Source organism: Hymenobacter busanensis (assembly GCF_008727865.1).
Classification (GTDB): Bacteria; Bacteroidota; Bacteroidia; order Cytophagales; family Hymenobacteraceae; genus Solirubrum; species Solirubrum busanense.
Map to the genome: position 1 here is coordinate 532,589 of NZ_VTWU01000001.1, position 18,738 is coordinate 551,326.

Annotated in this window: 9 protein-coding genes; all 9 read left to right on the forward strand. The window is 63.0% G+C overall.

What is annotated here, in order from left to right:
• The first annotated feature begins 211 nt into the window (after positions 1-211).
• A complete protein-coding gene (locus tag F0P96_RS02295) occupies positions 212-2,089 on the forward strand; it encodes a CHRD domain-containing protein (RefSeq protein WP_151077120.1) in 1,878 nt (625 codons plus the stop codon).
• Between the two features lie 362 nt (positions 2,090-2,451).
• Positions 2,452-2,778 carry a hypothetical protein gene (locus F0P96_RS02300; RefSeq protein WP_167291145.1) on the forward strand — a complete coding sequence of 109 codons (327 nt, stop codon included), beginning with the start codon at positions 2,452-2,454 and terminating at the stop codon, positions 2,776-2,778.
• Between the two features lie 23 nt (positions 2,779-2,801).
• Entirely contained in the window at positions 2,802-3,524 is a 723-nt protein-coding gene (locus F0P96_RS02305; protein WP_151077122.1) for a 3'-5' exonuclease, read from the forward strand.
• Positions 3,509-5,416, forward strand: coding sequence for a DUF294 nucleotidyltransferase-like domain-containing protein (locus F0P96_RS02310; RefSeq protein WP_151077123.1), 1,908 nt, complete (start codon positions 3,509-3,511; stop codon positions 5,414-5,416). The genes F0P96_RS02305 and F0P96_RS02310 overlap by 16 nt, the downstream gene beginning before the upstream one ends.
• Before the next feature lie 403 nt (positions 5,417-5,819).
• Positions 5,820-8,609, forward strand: a complete 2,790-nt coding sequence (locus F0P96_RS02315) for an alpha-d-galacturonidase (protein ID WP_151077124.1) — start codon at positions 5,820-5,822, stop codon at positions 8,607-8,609.
• 127 nt (positions 8,610-8,736) lie between these two features.
• Positions 8,737-10,296, forward strand: coding sequence for an MGH1-like glycoside hydrolase domain-containing protein (locus F0P96_RS02320; protein WP_151077125.1), 1,560 nt, complete (start codon positions 8,737-8,739; stop codon positions 10,294-10,296).
• Positions 10,297-10,448: 152 nt separating this feature from the next.
• Complete coding sequence (locus F0P96_RS02325; RefSeq protein ID WP_151077126.1) at positions 10,449-12,107, forward strand: glycoside hydrolase family 28 protein; 1,659 nt, start codon at positions 10,449-10,451, stop codon at positions 12,105-12,107.
• A gap of 53 nt (positions 12,108-12,160) precedes the next feature.
• A complete protein-coding gene (locus F0P96_RS02330; protein WP_151077127.1) occupies positions 12,161-14,971 on the forward strand; it encodes a glycoside hydrolase family 95 protein in 2,811 nt (936 codons plus the stop codon).
• An 81-nt stretch (positions 14,972-15,052) separates the two neighbouring features.
• Positions 15,053-18,622, forward strand: a complete 3,570-nt coding sequence (locus F0P96_RS02335; protein ID WP_151077128.1) for a malectin domain-containing carbohydrate-binding protein — start codon at positions 15,053-15,055, stop codon at positions 18,620-18,622.
• Positions 18,623-18,738 lie beyond the last annotated feature (116 nt).

Genomic DNA, 18,738 nt, shown 5'->3' on the forward strand with positions numbered 1-18,738 from the left:
GGGCGGCAAAAATAGCGGGGTTTCGGGCAACCATTCGCCGGAAGCGTCCGAGGTATTTCTACCGGGCTACGGGTACCGGGAAAATAGCTGATAGTCAGCAGGCAACTGTTGCGGATTGTGTGGCCGGCGTTTCGGCGCTGGCTGAACATACCATCGACTTTCTGCCTCACCTCCATTTGCTTCACTTCTACCAACCAAACCCCTTTCTACCATGACGCTATTTCGTACTCTTCTCCGAGCAGCCTTGCTGCCAGCGCTGTGGCTGCTGGCCTTTTCCAGCCGCGCCGACCACCTGCACGCCCATTTGCTGCTGGGCGCACAACTAACCGGCGCGCAGGAAGCCCCGGCCGTAAACACGGCCGCCCGTGGTGTGGCCAGCTTCACCTTCAACGAAAACCGCGACACGCTCTTCGTCACGGCCGCCTTCAACGGCCTGAGCGGGCCCATTACCAATGCCCACGTGCACGAGGGTGCGCGCGGGGTATCGGGCCCGGTCATCACTCCCTTGTTTCAGTTTGTGAACGGCAACCGCCTGCAGGGTTTTCTGACCGGAGCCGACATCGACAAGGCGAAAATCAGCAAGTACCTGCGCGGCGAGTACTACATCAACGTGCACACGGCTGCCAACCCGGCGGGCGAAATCCGCGGGCAGATTGAAGTAGAAACCGACGTGGAATATTCTGCCAACATCAACGGCGCGCAAGAAGTACCAGCCGTGAACACCCAGGCCAGCGGCTACGGCACGTTCAACCTCAGCCAGGACCAAGGCACCATGAAGTTTCGGGTGGTGATGAGCGGCCTGAGTGGCCCCGCTACCAATGCCCATTTCCACACGGGCGCCGTGGGCGTGTCGGGTCCGGTTATCATCGGGGTGTTTCAGTTTGCCAGCGGCAACCTGATAGAAGGAGAGGTAGCCACCACACCGGCTTTTCTGACAGCCTTGGCGTCCGGCCAGATCTATTTCAACGTGCATACGGCGGCCAACCCCGGGGGCGAAATTCGCGGGCAAGTGTTGCCGACTATCCGCGCCGTGGCCCACGATGCCCGTCTGGATGGCAGTCAGATGGTACCGGCCGTGACGACTCCTGCCAAAGGCGTATCGGTACTTCGCCTGAACACGACCCTGGATACCCTGCGCCTGACGGTGGCGCATACCGGCCTGAGCGGCGCCCCAACCTCGCTGGTGCTGTATGCCGCCGATGCCGGTGTGGCCAACTCCAGCGCCAATCAGATTGCTTCCGTAACCATTCCGGCCGGTACGCCCAATCCCTTCGGCGTTACTTTCTCAAATGCCACCCCAGCGCTGGTCAACCTGTTTTTGCGCGGTGGCGTGAATATGGTGCTGACTACAGCGGCCAACCCCAACGGCGAGTTGCGCGGCCAAGTGTACCGCCTGGCTCGGGAAGGCTACACCTTTGCCCTGAACGGTGCCCAGGAAGCGCCCAATCCCACGCCCAGCACCGGCTACGGCGCGGGCTACGTATCCATCGACCGCGACCAAACCAACGCGCACTTTGCCATGACCTGGGGCGGCCTGACGGCTACGCCTACCGCCGGCCACTTCCACACCGGCCGCCGCGGGCAGGCTGGCCCAGTCATTTTCAACTTGCTGCCCTACTTCGCGCCTGCCGGCAGTGGCATTTCGGCCGAAGGTTACTGGCGCAGCACCGATGCCGCGGCGCCTTTCACCCTGCGCCGGTCCCTGCAATTTCGACAGGACAGCATGTACGTTAATCTGCACACGCCTACGTACCCCGGAGGGGAAGTTCGGGGGCAGGTGTTTCGTGGGGCCCGCAACCTCAGAAGTGTGCTGGCGGCCCAGCCGGCGGCTGTGCTAGCCGAAACCTTTGCTGCCTATCCCAACCCCGCCACCAACCACGTGCAACTGGAATTCACGAGCCGGGTAACCGCCTCTGGCACGGTTCAGGTGTTTGATCCGTTGGGAAGAAAAGTGCTGAACGAATCAACTCAGGTGCAACCCGGCAGCAATAAAATAACTCTTGATGTTAGTCGCCTGAAAAGCGGAATTTATTTTACGGTGGTCAGTGTTTCTGGCACGGACATTGTTGGTAAATTTGCGAAAGAATAGTTTTTTAGGTGTTTTGGTTGTGGAAAAGAGGGATGGCGCTGCCGTCCCTTTTTTTATGCCCGTTTATGAGCAGTATGGCCACTTTTTGACCGATAAAACGCACTGTAACTATTAGTCTGTACTAACGACCCCAAATCAGTACAGACTTTTTGAGGGTAGAAGCGGGGGCCTTGGTTGAAGCTGTGTGGAAAGCTTCTGGTAGTAGGGTTTGTACCAGCATCACACCACGACTGCATTCCAAATACATTGGTTGCTACCAGCCTTGGCTTTTCACACCCCGAGCAAAGAGCGGGAAAAGTGGCTGAATTGCACCGGAATCGGGGTTTGTGGAAAACTTGCTTCGTGAAGGTTTGCTAATGGTCTTGGCCATCGGGTACCTTCATTCTGTTCTTGGGAAGTGGCTGATTGTCTTGTACATCAACATCGTCGACCAAGTGCTTGATGCGCTCAAGAACCTCCCAGTATTATTTTCACCAAAACATACCCCAATGCCCAAAAGCCGTACCCGCAAACCCCGCAAAGCGAACCACGTCCCCCACGTCTTCAACAAGACAACCATTAACCAGAACATCACCCAGAACATTCACTACAACCAGAATCCACCAGCTGAGAAGAAGTCGTGGCTGAAAGCCATCGGTGGATTCTTTGGGGCCCTGTTAGCTGGACTGTTAGGAAGCGGCGACCAATAACTTCGTCTTAATTCTTTGTTGCCTTGACGCCCGAGTACCTGCTCTTCATCGATACCGAAACGACCGGGCTGCCCAGCCGCTGGGACTTGCCCTACGCCAGCGACGCGGCTCAGTGGCCGTACGTGGCCCAGGTAGCGTGGCAGGTGTACTCGCCCGAAGGAACACTCATCAAGCAGGAAAACCATTACCTGCACGTGCCCGACGGGGCGATGCGGCCGGCCGCGCTGGCCGTACACGGCTTGACACCCGATTTCCTGCGCCAGTTTGGTCAGGAGCCCAGCATCGTGCTTCGGCAATTGCATCAGGATTTGCTCACGTACCGGCCGCGCGTGGTGGGTTACTTTCTGCAACTCGATTTTCACGTGCTGGGCGCCGGTTTTCACCGGGCCGGTCTGCCCAACCTGCTGCCAGAGTTGCCGCAATTCTGCGTGATGCGCGTAACCGAGCGCCCGGTTGATGGCTCCCACCGGCGGTTTCGGCGGCTGGCCGAGCTGTACGAGCAACTCTTTGAGCTGGCCATGCCACAGCTGCACGATGCCTGCGAGGATGCCGCCGCCACAGCCCGCTGTTTTTTTGAGCTGCAGCGGCGCGGAAAAATCACGCACTCCGTCCTTACCGGGCAGCCGCCGCTACAGTTGCCCGGACTGGCTGGGGGTGGCTGGTCGCCGTGGCGGCCGCTGCTGCTGGCGGCCGCGGCGGGGGCATTGGTCTTGCTTCTACTTGCCTTCCTATGGAAAATCGTTTAGCCTTTCTGCGTACCGTGGCACCCTTCACGGTGCTGCCCGATGAGGTGCTGGCCGGGGTGGTGGACCTGTTGCAGGAAGTCACCTACCCGAAAGAAACCTTGCTCTACCAGCAGGATATCAGCAAGCTGCGTTACCTGGACATTATTGTCGAGGGGGCCTATGATACCTTTTTCTACGACAGCGAGCAGCGCAAGCGCCTGCCCGAAGAATACGGCGCGGGCCTCTGCTACGGCGGCATGTCCATCTTGCTGAACAAGAAACGCTCGTTGCGCACGGTGGTGGCGCGCAAAGGCACCCGCGTACTCCAGCTGCCCCGCCGCGACTTTCGGGCCTTGTGCCTCTCCTCGGAAGCTTTTTTCCAGTACTTCACCCACAAATACGGCCAGCGCATGCTCGACGACGAGTATGCGCATTTTGTGAAGCCCGCCAACCCGCCCGAGGCCAATTTCCTGGTGGCCGACCAGCTGTATTCGCGCCGCGTCGAGTCGCTGGAGGAGCGTGCCATTGTGGCCTGCCCGGCTGATACGCCCATTTTTGAGGCCGCCCGGCGCATGGCCGAGGCGAAAGTCAGCTGCTTGTTTGTGACGGCACCGCAGGCCGATTCCATCATCGGCTACTGCACCGACATTACCCTGCGCGACTCCGTTGTTGCCCAGTGCCTCGACGCAACCCGGCCCGTGGGCGACGTGGTGGCTACGCCCGTGCTCAGCATTCAGAGCGAGGCCTTTGTGTACGAGGCCATTCTGCTCATGTTCCAGACCAAAACGCGCTACCTGCTGGTGGAGCGCAACGGCCGCTACGTGGGCTTTTTGAGCCGCAATAAGCTGCTGAGCGACCTGGCGCAGTCGCCGTTCATGTTCATTCAGGCCGTGAAGCTGGCCCAGAGCACCCGCGAGTTGAAGCGCCGCTGGGACATGGTGCCCGACATCGTGAACCAGTTGCTCACCCGCGGCGTGCGGCCCGAAATCGTCAATCAGGTCATTACCACCGTGGCCGACACCATTGCCCAAAAGGTAATCGAGCGGGCTTTGGAAGCGCACGGGCCGGCACCGGCGCGCTTCGTATTTGTGGTGCTGGGCAGCGAAGGCCGTAAGGAGCAGACCCTAGTGACGGACCAAGACAACGCCATCATTTACGAGGACAAGGCCAACGAGCAGCGCGAACTGGTGCGGGCGTACTTTCTGCGCTTCGCCGAAGCTGTGTCGGATGAGTTGAACCACATTGGGCTGCATTTCTGCACGGGCGGGTTCATGGCCAAAAATCCCAAGTGGACGCACTCCCTCTCGTACTGGAAACGCCAGTACCGCGAGTGGATGAGCAACTCCAACGCCGAAACGGTGATGCAGATGTCGACCTTTTTCGACTGCCGCGCCCTATACGGCGACTTTGGTCTGATGGACGAGTTGCGCGCTTTTCTGCACGAAGAGCTGAGCCAGCCGCTGGACCGCTTTCTGTTTTACATGGCCAAGAATGCGCTGCAGTACGAGCCGCCGCTCACCACGTTTTTCCGCAGCTTTCGCACTTTCAGCCAGGAAGGTCAGCAGGTGTTCGACCTCAAGAAAACCATGACGCCCATCGTGGACCTGGTGCGTGTGTACGCCCTGCAACACCAGATTTTCAGCACCAACACCGGCGAGCGGCTGGCGTTGCTGCGCGAGCGGGGCGTGTTTCGCGACCAGGAATACCACGAACTGTTGCAGGCCTACTACTACCTCATGGGCATGCGCCTCAAGAAGCAAGCCCGCCAGCTCATCGACGACCGCCGCACCGCCACCAACTACCTCGACCCCAAGAGCCTAACCCAGGTTGAGCAAGTCACGCTCAAGGAAATTTTCAAGGTTATTACCGATTTTCAGTTGAAAATAAAGGTGAATTTCACGAAAACGCTATAATGAATGATACGTGATAGTTGCTGGATATAAAATGGGAATAATATTCCAGATAAAAGTCCATTAATATGTTGTGTTTTTGATTTAATCATTAAAATAAGATTAATAATTAGACGCTCGTTTTTTACTTTTTGTGTGCGTCTAGCAACGGCCAATTGTGTGGAGATTAACCAGCTTTTCAGAAGAACCTTGACGTTGTAGGGGCATTTTGTCAAGAAATTCCTCTTGTTTGAAGCAACTCGGTGGTACGATGTTATCCTGGCTGATGCGCATATTGGCCAGCCTGTATGCTAACTTTCTATAACAGCTGGAGAAGATGATATATGCGGGGCGTGCCGACAGGAATTAATTTTGATTGCGTTGGTTTGACTAGCTCTAGCCGGGCGCATTCAAAAATAAAGTACCCATGACCTTGCTTCGCGGAATAAACGTAGCGGCCAGTTTTCTAATTGCCATCTGTCTGGTTCTGTTGGGCGTCGCGGACGCTAGTGGGGCAACTCAGCCCGCCCCGAGCGTACAGGCACGCACCATCGTACTGCCGAAAGGCGCCCACGCCCGCCTGAGATACGGCGCCGAGCGGCTGCGCGAGGCCCTGCAACGCGCCGGCAGCCCGGCCACCATCACCGAGCAGGACCAGCTCAGCGGCAAGAAAGACCTGATTGTCGTGGGCCGCGCCGCCGATGCGCTGCTGCAGCAAGCCGCCACCGCCTTCCACGCCCAGGCCGATAAGATGCCCGGCAAGGAAGGCTTTGCCGTTACCAGCGGCGACAACAACACCATCGTCATCAGCGGCACCGACAACTCCGGCGCCCTCTACGGCTGCCTGGAACTGGCCGAACGGGTGCAGGGGGCTAAGGAGGGTTACGTCCGCAACCTCCGGCTCACCGACCAGCCCGAAATGGTGATGCGCGGGGCCTGCATCGGGGTGCAGAAACCCACCTACCTGCCGGGGCGCCAGGTGTACGAGTACCCCTACACGCCCGAAACGTTTCCGTGGTTTTACGACAAGCAGCTCTGGGTGCGCTACCTCGACATGCTCGTCGACAACCGCATGAACTCGCTCTACCTCTGGAACGGCCACCCCTTCGCCTCGCTGGTGCGGCTGAAGGAGTATCCGTACGCGGTGGAAGTCGATGAGGCCACGTTTAAGAAGAACGAGGAAATGTTCCGCTTCCTCACCGAGGAGGCCGACAAGCGCGGCATCTGGGTGATTCAGATGTTCTACAACATCATCGTCTCCAAGCCCTTTGCCGAGCACCACGGCATCAAAACCCAGGACCGCAACCGGCCCATCACCCCGCTCATTGCCGACTACACCCGCAAGTCCATTGCCGCCTTCGTGGAGAAGTACCCCCACGTGGGGCTGATGGTGGCCCTGGGCGAAGCCATGGAAGGCGTGGGTCAGGACGACGTGGACTGGTTTACGAAGACCATCATTCCCGGCGTGCAGGACGGCCTGAAAGCCCTCGGCCAGACCGAGCTGCCGCCCATCGTGCTGCGCGCCCACGACACCGACGCGCCGCGCGTTATCAGCGCGGCCTTGCCCCTGTACCAGAACCTCTACACCGAGGCCAAATTCAACGGCGAGGCGCTGACGACCTACACCCCGCGCGGCTCCTGGGCCGAGCTGCACCGCAAGCTGAGCAGCATGAACTCGGTGCACATCCAGAACGTGCACATCCTGGCCAACCTGGAGCCCTTCCGTTACGGCTCGGCCGATTTCATCCAGAAATCGGTGCAGGCCATGCACCACATCTACGGCTCGAACGGGCTGCACCTCTACCCGGAGTCCTCGTACTGGGACTGGCCCTACACGGCCGACAAGGTGGAGCCGCGGCAGCTGCAAATCGACCGGGACTGGCTCTGGTACAAGGAGTGGGCCCGCTACGCCTGGAAAGCCGACCGCCCGCGCCAAGGCGAAATCGACTACTGGGGCCAGCAGCTGGGCCAGCAGTTTGGCGGCACGGCCGAAACCGGCAAGCACGTGCTCGAAGCCTACGAAGCGGCCGGCGAAATCGAGCCCAAGCTGCTGCGCCGCTACGGCATCACCGACGGCAACCGGCAGACGCTCACGCTGGGCATGCTGATGACCCAGCTCATCAACCCGCGCCGCTACGGGCTGTTCACGCTCCTGTATGAGTCGGAAGCCCCGGAGGGCGAAATGATTATCGACTACGCCGAGAAGGAAGCCAAAGGCCAGCCGCACATCGGGGAAACCCCGCCGCAGGTGGCCGACGAAGTGGTGGCCCACGGCAAAGCGGCGGTGGCGGCCATTGAGCGGGCCGCAGCGGGCGTGACGCAGAACCAGGCCGAGTTTGCCCGGGTGAAAAACGACATGTACTGCCAGGACGCGCTGGCCAACTTCTACGCCGACAAGGTGCGCGCCGCTTTGCAGGTGCTGCGCTACAAGTACAGCCATAACGTGGCCGACCTGGAAGCTGCCATGCCCCTGCTGGCCCGCAGCGTGCAGCACTGGGAGCGGATGGTGGCCCTGACCAAGGACTCGTACCTCTACGCCAACAGCATGCAGACCGCCCAGCGCAAAATTCCGATGCGCGGCGTCGACGGCACCTACAAAACCTGGGTGGAGATGCTGCCGGTGTACCAGCGCGAGCTGGCCAACCTGCGCCACAACCTCGACTCGCTCAAGCAGGTGCGCCTGCTGCCCGCCAGCCAGAAAACGGCCCGCCTGACCCCGGCCGCCGTGACACTGCTGAGCAAGGCGCAGACCTACACGGTGGGTGTGGGCCAGACGGTTTTCGCCGATACCACCGCCCAGCTCACGGCCGTGGCGCCGGAGCTGCAGGGGCTGAAGGGCATCCGCCTCGGCAAGGCGCAGATGCAGAACCAGCGGACGGAATTGCGCTTCAGCACGAAGCAGCCGGTGAAGCTGCTAGTGGGCTATTTTAACGCCAAGAACCCGCGCTACCTGCCCGTGCCGACCCTGGAAATCGACGCCACGGCCAACGACTACGGCCAGGCCGATATCAAAATCAGCAACGCCGCCACGGTGACCGGCCTGCCCACGGTAAACGTGCACACCTACAGCTTCAAGCCCGGCACCCACACCCTGAACCTGGGCAAGGGCACGGCGCTGCTGCTGGGCTTCGTGCCGGCCGAGGAGCCCATCCGCATCTACAACGCCGGCCTGGGCGTGACCAACAAGGACGGGGAGCTGGACTGGCTGTTTGAGTAATTGAGTGACAGGTGACAAGTAACACGTGACAGGTTGTTGCCTCTGCGTCTTCTGCGGTTCTTCCGCGTCCTCTGCGGGCTAAAGTCGTCCGCGCCGCCTTCCCGCTTCTGAATCCGAATCCACCCGCATGACCATAACCATTCGCCCCACCGCGCTTCTGCTTTCCCTCGGTTTGCTGACCAGCACCGCCGTCAGCGCCCAAACCGGCTTCGTGCTCAGCGACGCTACGCTGCGCGCCGACGTGGCCCGCTTCAACGCGCTGGATAAGGAGGACGTGATAAACCTGGTGCCCAACGCCCAAGCCGCCGACTGGCTCAGCCAGCAGGTGCCCCGCTTCGAGTGCCCCGATTCGGCCCTGCAGCACACCTACTACTACCGCTGGTGGTGCATGCGCAAGCACCTCAAGCAGACGCCCGACGGCTACGTGTTCACCGAGTTCATCACCCCGATGAAGCACGCGGGCACCCACAACACCATCAGCAGCGCCCTCGGCCACCACCTGTACGAAGGCCGCTGGCTGCGCGACCCGCAGTACATCGAGCAGTACACCAAGTTCTGGCTGTACGTGGACGCCAAGCGCACGGCTCCGAAGCTGCACGGCTTCAGCAGCTGGCTGCAGGACGCGGTGTGGAGCCTGTACCTGGTCAACCAGAACCAGCCGCTGGTGCAAGAGCTGCTGCCGGCGCTGAATACCGACTACCGGCTCTGGGAAAAGGAGCGGATGCTGCCCAACAAGCTGTTCTGGCAGTACGACGTGAAGGACGCCATGGAGGAATCCATCAGCGGGGGGCGCAAGGTGAAAAACGTGCGCCCGACCATCAACAGCTACATGTACGGCAACGCCAAGGCCCTGACGGCAATGGCGAAGCTGACCAAAAATGATACCCTGGCGAGCAAGTACGCCGCCAAGGCCAAGCAGCTGCGCGCCGACGTGCAGCGGGTGCTCTGGGACGACCAGGACGCGTTTTTCAAGGTGCAGTACGAGAAGGGCGGCCTTTGCGAGTGGCGCGAGGAGCTGGGCTACATCCCCTGGTACTTCTCGCTGCCCGCCGACAAGGCCAAGTACGCCAAGCAGTGGGAGCAGCTCACCGACGAGGGTGGTTTCAAAGCCCCCTGGGGCCTGACCACGGCCGAGCGCCGCGCCCCCGGCTTCCGCACCCACGGCTCGGGCCACGGCTGCGAGTGGGACGGGGCGGTGTGGCCCTACGCCACCACCCAGACGCTGAAAGGCCTGGCCAACCTGCTCACCGAATACAAGCACCAGGACGGGATGAGCAGGCAGGTGTACTACGACGAGCTGCGCAAATACGCCCTCTCGCACCGCAAAAACGGCCAGCCCTACCTCGGCGAGTACCAGGACGAAAAGACCGGCGAGTGGCTCAAGGGCGACAACCCGCGCAGTAGCTACTACAATCACTCCGGCTTCGCCGACCTCATCATCACCGGCCTCGTGGGCCTCAAGCCCCGCACCGACAACGTGGTGGAGCTTCAGCCGCTGGTGCCCGAAGGCCAGTGGGACTACTTCTGCCTCGACGAGTTGCGCTACCACGGCCGCACGCTCACCGTCATCTGGGACAAAACCGGCCAGAAATACGGCAAAGGCCCGGGCCTGCGCATCTTCGCCGACGGCAAGGAAATCGGGCGGACGGGTAAGCTGACGCGCCTGACGGCCAAGCTGCCGGGGTAGTACAGGACGGAAACCCAGAACGTCATGTCGAGCTTGTCGAGACATCTCGCGTGCTGACTTCAAGTAGTAATCAACCTGACGAGTGGTTTTACTTACCCAGCGAGATGTCTCGACAAGCTCGACATGACGGCCATTTTGCATTGACTCTCACCATGAATCATACTTCTCTCGCCACCCTCCGCCGCCTCAGCTGCGCCTTGCTGCTGTTGCTGCTTGGCGCCTCGGCCGCCCAGGCCCAGCAGTCCTACAACGTGCTCAAGTACGGCGCCCGCAACGACAGCACCAGGCTCAGCACCGAGGCCATCCGGAAGGCTATTGCGGCGGCCAGCAAGGCGGGCGGGGGCACGGTGTACTTCCCCGCCGGCAAGTACCGCACCGGGGCTATTCACCTGAAAAGCAACATTACCATCGACCTTGACGCCGGGGCCATCCTCTACTTCAGCGACAATTTCGACGACTACCTGCCCATGGTGCCGACGCGCTACGAGGGCATCGACATTACCAGCTTCTCACCGCTGTTTTACGCCTACAAGGCCGAGAATATCACGATTAAGGGCCGGGGCATCATCGATGGGCAGGGCAAGAAATGGTGGGATTTTGCGGAGGGCAAGTCCAGGGCCAGCCAGGACTCGAAGTGGCAGCAGGAGTTTTTCCGGCTCAACAAGGACATTCTGAAGCCCGATCTGCCGGGCGTGATTGAGCGCGGCTTCATGCGCCCGCCTTTCATCCAGCCGATGTACTGCCGGAACGTCCGCATCGAGGGCATTACCATCCGCAACTCCCCGTTCTGGACCGTCAACCCCGAGTTCTGCGACAACGTGACGGTGACGAGCGTGACCATCCTGAACCCCAAGTCGCCGAACACCGACGGGATTAACCCCGAGTCCTGCCGCAACGTGCACATTTCCGACTGCCACATCAGCGTCGGCGACGACTGCATCACCATCAAATCGGGCAAGGACCGGGCGGGGCGGCAAATGAACGTGCCGGCTGAGAATTACACCATCACCAACTGCACCATGCTCAGCGGGCACGGCGGGGTGGTTATCGGGAGCGAAATGTCGGGCGGGGTGAAGAAGATTACCATCTCCAACTGCGTCTTCGATGGCACCGACCGGGGCATCCGCATCAAGACGGCCCGGGGGCGCGGGGGCGTGGTGGAGGATATTCGCGTCGATAACGTGGTGATGAAGAACATCCGGGAGCAGATGATTGTGCTGGACATGCAGTACGCCAACACGCCCGCCGAGCCGGTGACGGAGCGCACCCCGCGCTTCCGCAACATTCACTTCAGCAACATCACGGCCGAGGGCAACCAGGCCGGCTTGCTCAACGGGCTGAGCGAAATGCCCATCGAAAACGTCACGTTCTCGAATCTGAACCTCGACGCCAAGCAGGGCTTCACCGTACGCGAAGCCCGCAACGTGGCCTTCCACAACGTGCAGGTAAACACCCAGATCGGCCCCGCGGTGCGCGCCGAAAACGCCCAGCAGCTGCGCCTCGACGGCCTGCGCGGCACGGTGCCCGCCGGTGCCCCGCTCGTGGAGCTAGGCAACGTGACGGATGCTTTCGTGACCAACTGCTTCCCCGCCGCCGGCCTCGACACTTTCCTCAAGCTGAAAGGTGCCGACACCCGTGGCATCGTGCTGCAGAACAACTACCTGAAAGCGGTGAAAACGCCGATTGCCAAGGGCGAGGAAGTAAAGCAGCCAATAGAAATTACCGCCGCCGAAGTGCCCGCCATGGTGCCCGAACGCAGTGGTACTACGACTCCCAGTCGTAATACCATTATCGTCGAACGACGCCGCTAGCACGTCCTCTGCGTCCTCCGCGCCCTCTGCGGGCTATAACTCGTCTGCCCCGAATGCGTCAAACTGCTCTACTATTCCTCGCGCTACTCATAAGCCTCGCCGCCGCCGCCCAGCAGCCGCTGACGCTGTGGTACAGCAAGCCCGCCGAGAAGTGGACCGATGCCCTGCCGCTGGGCAACGGCCGCCTGGGCGCCATGGTGTTCGGCGGGGTGGGGCAGGAGCGGCTGCAGTTCAACGAAACCACCCTCTGGACCGGCCGCCCGCGCCCCTACGCCCGCCCCGGCGCCGCCCAGTACCTCCCCCAAATCCGGCAGCTGCTGGCCCAGGGTAAGCAGGCCGAGGCCGAAGCCCTGGCCGCCGCGCACTTCATGGGCCTGCGGGACCACGAAGACGGCTACGAGCCGCTGAAAGCCGCCTGGCTGCAAAAAATCAAGGCCGTCAGTGCTCCGCAGGCCCTGGCCGCCAATGGTTGGCAGCCCATCAGCATCCCCACGCCCAACGGCTGGGAAGTGGCCGGCCTCGATGGCCTCGACGGGGCGGTGTGGTTTCGCGCCAGCTTCGAGCTGCCCGCCGCCTGGGCCGGCAAAGACCTCACCCTGAGCCTGGGCCGCATCCGCGACCAGGACCGGACCTACGTCAACGGCCAGCTCATCGGCTCCGACGAGGGCATCAGCAAAAAGCGGCGCTACCAGCTGCCCGCCGCCGCGCTCAAGGCCGGCCGCAACGAGGTGCTGATTCAGGTCATCAACTACTACGACAAGGGCGGGCTGATCGGGGTAAAAGAGCTGCAGCCGGTATTCGTGGCCTACCCCGAGGGCGCCGACCCCGCTACCGGCGTGGCCCTCAGCCCCGCCTGGCAGTACTGGGTGCAGGACCGGGAGCCGCCGCTGACGCCCACCTACCAGGCCGCCTACCAGCCCTTCGGTGACCTGCTGCTGGATTTCGCGCCCGTCGAACAGCCGGCCAGTTACCGCCGCGAGCTGGACCTGCGGCAGGCGCTGAGCCGCACCCAGTACCAGCAAAACGGCGTGGCCTTTACCCGTGCAAGTTTTGCCAGCTACCCGCGCAACGCGCTGGTTTACCGGCTTCAGGCCAATGAGAAAGGTCGCATCAGCTTTAAAGCCCGCTTCGACAGCCCGCACCAGCAGCGGCGCACGTACCGCGTGGACGACCACACGCTGGCTTTGGCCGTGCAGGTGCGAGACGGGGTGCTGCGCGGCGTGAGCTACCTACGCGTGGAGGCGAAAAAGGGCAAAGTCACGGTGACTGACCAGCAGATTCAGGTGGACGGCGCCGATGAAGCAACGCTGTACCTGACGGCCGCCACCAATTTTGAGGACTACCAGCACGTCGGCGCCGACCCCGAAAAGCGCGCCGCCGCCTTCATGCGCAGCGTGAGCGGCCAGAGCTTCGACAAGTTGCTGAAAGAGCACCTGCGCGACTACCAGCCGCTGTTCAACACCTACAGCATCGACCTCGGCCAAGGCCCGCACGACAAACTGCCCACCGACGAGCGGATTCGGGCCTTCGACCCGCTTGCCGACGCCAGCCTGCCGGCCCTGTACCAGCAGTACGGCCGTTATCTGCTGATTGCCTCTTCGCGGCAGGGCGGGCAGCCGGCCAACCTGCAGGGCCTGTGGAACGAGTCGCTGACGCCTTCCTGGGGCAGCAAATACACCACCAACATCAACCTGCAGATGAACTACTGGCCGGCAGAGGTGCTCGGCTTGTCGGCCTGCACGGCACCGCTGTTCGGGCTGATCAACGAGGCCGCGGAGGCCGGCAAAATCACTGCCAAGGAACATTACAACGCCGGCGGCTGGGTGCTGCACCACAACACCGACTTGTGGCGCGGCACGGCCCCCATCAACGCCTCCAACCACGGCATCTGGGTAACGGGCGCGGCCTGGCTCACCCAGCCCGTCTGGGAGCATTACCAGTTTACCCGGGACAAGGAATTTCTGCGTCGCGAGTACCCCATTATGAAGCAGGCCAGCCAGTTTTTCCTCGACTTCCTAATCAAGGACGAGCGCACCGGCTGGCTGATCAGCACACCATCCAACTCGCCCGAGCACGGCGGTTTGGTGGCCGGCCCCACCATGGACCATCAGATTATTCGGGAGCTGTTCCGGACCACCAGCGCCGCTGCTCAGGTGCTGGGCGTGGATGCGGATTTGCGCCAGCAGCTCACCGATAAGGCCCGGCAGTTGGCCCCGAACCAGGTGGGCCAGTACGGGCAGCTGCAGGAGTGGCTGGAAGACAAGGACGACCCCCGCGACAACCACCGCCACGTCTCGCACCTCTGGGGCGTGTTTCCGGGCACTGATATCAATTGGCAAACGCCTGACTTGATGCAGGCCGCCATCCGGTCGCTGGACCAGCGTGGCGACGAAGGCACTGGCTGGAGCTTGGCCTGGAAGCTTAACCTATGGGCCCGCTTCGGCAACGGCGACCGGGCTTTGGGCATTCTGAAGAAGCTGCTGTCGCCGGCCGAAACCGGCACCGGCAGCGAGCGGGGCGGGGTGTACCGCAACCTGTTCGACGCGCACCCGCCCTTCCAGATCGACGGCAACTTCGGCGGGGCGGCCGGCATGGCCGAAATGATGCTGCAAAGCCACGCCGGCTACCTGCACCTGCTGCCGGCTCTGCCCGGGACCTGGAGCCTCTTCGGCGAAGTGCGCGGCCTGCGCGCCCGCGGCGGCTTCGTGGTAAACATGCGCTGGCAGGCGGGCAAGCTGACCGGGGTGGAAATCAAATCGGAAGCCGGCCGGCCCTGCGAAGTGCGCTACGGGGACAAAAAGCTAACCCTGAACACCAAACCCGGCAAAACCTACAAGCTCAACGGTGAGCTACAACCGCTGTAGCGACGGGCGTCCGCGCCGTAAGCGTCGTGGCGCTCAGCAGCCAGCTCGGCCCGCACCGTGCTACATTCCTTTCCTCCACCAATGCCAAGTCCCGTTCTTGCCCGTCTGCTCCCGCTATTGCTCCTGCTGCTGACCGCCACCGGAGTTTGTGCCCAAACCGCGCTGCGCACCGAACTGCCGCTGCTGGCCGGCTGGCGCAGCGTGGCCGACGACAAGAACCAGCAGGCGCACAGGGGTTTCGAGCGGCCTGAGTTCGACGACAAAGCCTGGCAGCCCGTAGCCCTGCCCCACAACTGGGACGCCTACGAGGGCTACCGCCGGCAGCGCCACGGCAATCGGCACGGCTATGCCTGGTACCGCAAAACCTTCACGGCCCCTGCGCCCGGCCGGGAACAGCGCAGCTTCCTGTACTTTGAGGGCGTGGGCTCCTACGCCACCGTCTGGCTGAACGGCCGACCGGTAGGCAGCCACGCCGGGGGGCGCACCACCTTCACCCTGGACGTGACCGAGGCGCTGCGCACGGACGGCAAACCGAACCTGCTGGCCGTGCGTGCCGACCACCCCGCTGGCATCCAGGATCTGCCCTGGGTGTGCGGGGGCTGCTCCGAGGAGCGGGGCTTTTCCGAAGGCTCCCAGCCCCTGGGCATCTTCCGCCCCGTCACGCTCGTCACCACCAGCGCCACCCGCATCCAGCCCTTCGGCGTGCACATCTGGGCCGATTCGACGCTGACGGCCCAGGCGGCCCGGCTCAGCGTGACCACCGAGCTGAAAAACTACGGCCCGAAACCCCGGACGCTCACGGTACGCCAGCAGCTGCTGGACCGGCAGGGCAGGGTAGTGGCCGAAGTCAGCGCGAAGCAGAAGCTGGCGTCCGGAGCGGCGGCGGAGCTGCGCCAGCAACTGCCGCAACTGAATCAGCCGCAGCTGTGGTCCCTGGCCGATCCGTACCTGTACCGCCTCGTCACCCGCGTCAGCGCCGGCAAGCAGGCCGTGGACGAGCTGACCACGCCCTACGGCATCCGCTGGATCAGCTGGCCGATTGGTAAGGCCGCGGCGGCGGGGCAGAAGCAGTTTCTGCTCAACGGCAAGCCGGTATTTATCAACGGTATTGCCGAGTACGAGCATCTGCTGGGCCAGAGCCACGCTTTCACGCCGGAACAGATTCGCACCCGCGTGGGGCAGATGAAGGCGGCCGGCTTCAACGCCTTCCGCGACGCTCACCAGCCCCACAACCTGCGCTACCAGGCCAACTGGGACTCTTTGGGCTGGCTGTGGTGGCCGCAGATGGCCGCCCACGTCTGGTACGACACCCCCGCGTTTCGCCAGAATTTCAAGACCCTGCTGGTCGAGTGGGTGAAGGAGCGGCGCAACTCGCCCTCCGTGGTGCTCTGGGGCCTGGAAAACGAAAGCACCCTGCCGGCCGATTTCGCCCGGGAGTGCTCGGCCCTCATCCGGCAGCTCGACCCGACGGCCTCCCGGGAGCGGAAAATCACCACCTGCAACGGCGGGCAGGGCACCGACTGGGACGTGCCCCAGAACTGGACCGGCACCTACGGCGGCGACCCGAACCTCTACGGGGCCGACGTGGAGCGGCAGGTGCTCATCGGCGAGTACGGCGCCTGGCGCACCCTCGATCTGCACCGCACCGGCCCCCCGGCCATCAACAGCGGGCCCTACAGCGAAGACCGGTTTGCCCAGCTCATGCAGCTGAAAGTGCGCCTCGCCGAATCGGCCAAGGACCGCACCGCCGGCCACTTCTTCTGGCTGCTGACCTCGCACGACAACCCCGGCCGCGTGCAGGGCGGCGAAGGCCAGCGGGAGCTGGACCGCATCGGCCCGGTGAACTACAAAGGCCTGCTCACCCCCTGGGAGGAGCCCACCGACGCCTTTTACATGTTCCGCTCGCACTACGCCCCCAAGGCGACGGAGCCGATGGTGTACCTGGCCTCGCACACCTGGCCCGACCGGTTTCTGACGCCTGGCCGCCAGGACAGCCTCATCGTGTACTCCAACTGCGACGAAGTGGAGCTGTTCAACGACGTGGACGCGGCCTCCCTGGGCCGCAAAAAGCGCGGCGCTTTCGGCACGCACTTCCAGTGGGACGCGGTGGACGTGCGCTACAACGTGCTGCAGGCCGTGGGCTACGTGGCCGGCAAACCGGTGGCCCGCGACCTTATCGTGCTGCACCATCTGCCCAAATCCCCGAAGTTCGACCAACTGCTGGCCGAGGCCAAGCCGCTGACGGCCCCGCAGCCCGGCCTGAACTACCTCTACCGCGTCAACTGCGGCGGGCCGGAGTACGTGGACCAGCACGGCAGTCGGTGGGCCGCCGACCAGCCCCGGACCAGCCCCGGTACGGCCGGCTCTGCGTCCTGGACCGAGGACTTTCCCGGCCTGGCGCCCTTCTTTGCCAGCCAGCGCCGCACTTTCGACCCGATTCGGGGCACCCGCGACTGGCCGCTGTTCCAGACTTTCCGCTACGGCCGCGACAAGCTGCGCTACCACTTCCCGGTGCCCGACGGCGAGTACCAGGTGGAGCTGTACTTCGTGGAGCCCTGGCTGGGCACCGGCGGTGGCATGGACTGCCGGGGCTGGCGCCTGTTCGATGTGGCCATCAACGGGCAGACCGTGCTCAAAGACTTGGACCTCTGGCGCGAAGCCGGCCACGACGGCGCCCTGAAAAAGACCGTGAAGGCCCGCGTAACGGGCGGGGAGCTGGTCGTTTCCTTCCCGAGCGTAGCTTCCGGTCAGGCCCTGATTTCGGCCATTGCCGTGGCTACCGCCGATGCCAACGCGGAACCAGCCCCGACCACGCCGGCCGTTATCGGTGGCGTGCTCCTCAACGAGCCAGAGGAAGGCGAGTGGTCGGCCGAAAGCTGGCTGGATACCGGCGTGCGGCCTTACAACGACGCTGCCACGCTCAGCAACCTCCCCTCGGCCCTGTACGGCGCCGAGTGGCTGCAACGGCCCCGGAGGCCGCTGAAGAGCCAGGCCGTGGTTTCTTTGCCGCTGACCTCGGCCGCCGACGTGTACGTGGCCGTCGATGCCCGGCAGAGCAGCCGGCCGGCCTGGCTGCAAGACTACGAGGACACCAAGACCACGCTCGACATCAACGCGCCGGGCGTCCGGCAGATGCGCGTGTACCGCCGCCGCTTTGCGGCCGGCGCCACCGTCACGCCCGGCCCCGATGCGCCCGGCCTGCTGCCCAGTTTCGTGGCCGTGGCCCGCACCAGCAGCATCGAGCCCGCCTACGACCTAAAAGCCACCACCGGCTACAAGCCCGCCACGGCCCGGCTCAGCGGCCCCGGCCTGACGCGCGAAACCGTCAACGGCAAGGAAAGCGTGACCTACAAGGAAGCCGGCGCCGCCGCCGTGGAGTGGACCATCCAGACCGGTGTGGCCGACGTGTACTCGCTCACCGTGCGCTACGCCAACCCGCTCAGCCGCCCGCTCGCCGGCAAGCTCACGGTGTCGGCCGCCGACGGCACGCTTCTGCGCGAGGAAACGGTGGAATTCGTGCCCTCCAAGCCCGGCAAGTGGAATTACCTGGCTTCCTCCACCGGCACCATGATCAATGCCGGTAGCTACCGCATCAAGCTCACGGCTACCGACGCGGCCGGGCTGAGCGTGTCGGGCCTGGACGTGCAGTAAGGCCGGGCAGTCAAGGCAAGCCAAGATTCTACAATAGGAGGGGAAAATCATACACGGACGCGGGGGCGGGCGGGGGTAGATTTGTAATCGTTACCCACAACCCCAGTTCGAGGCGA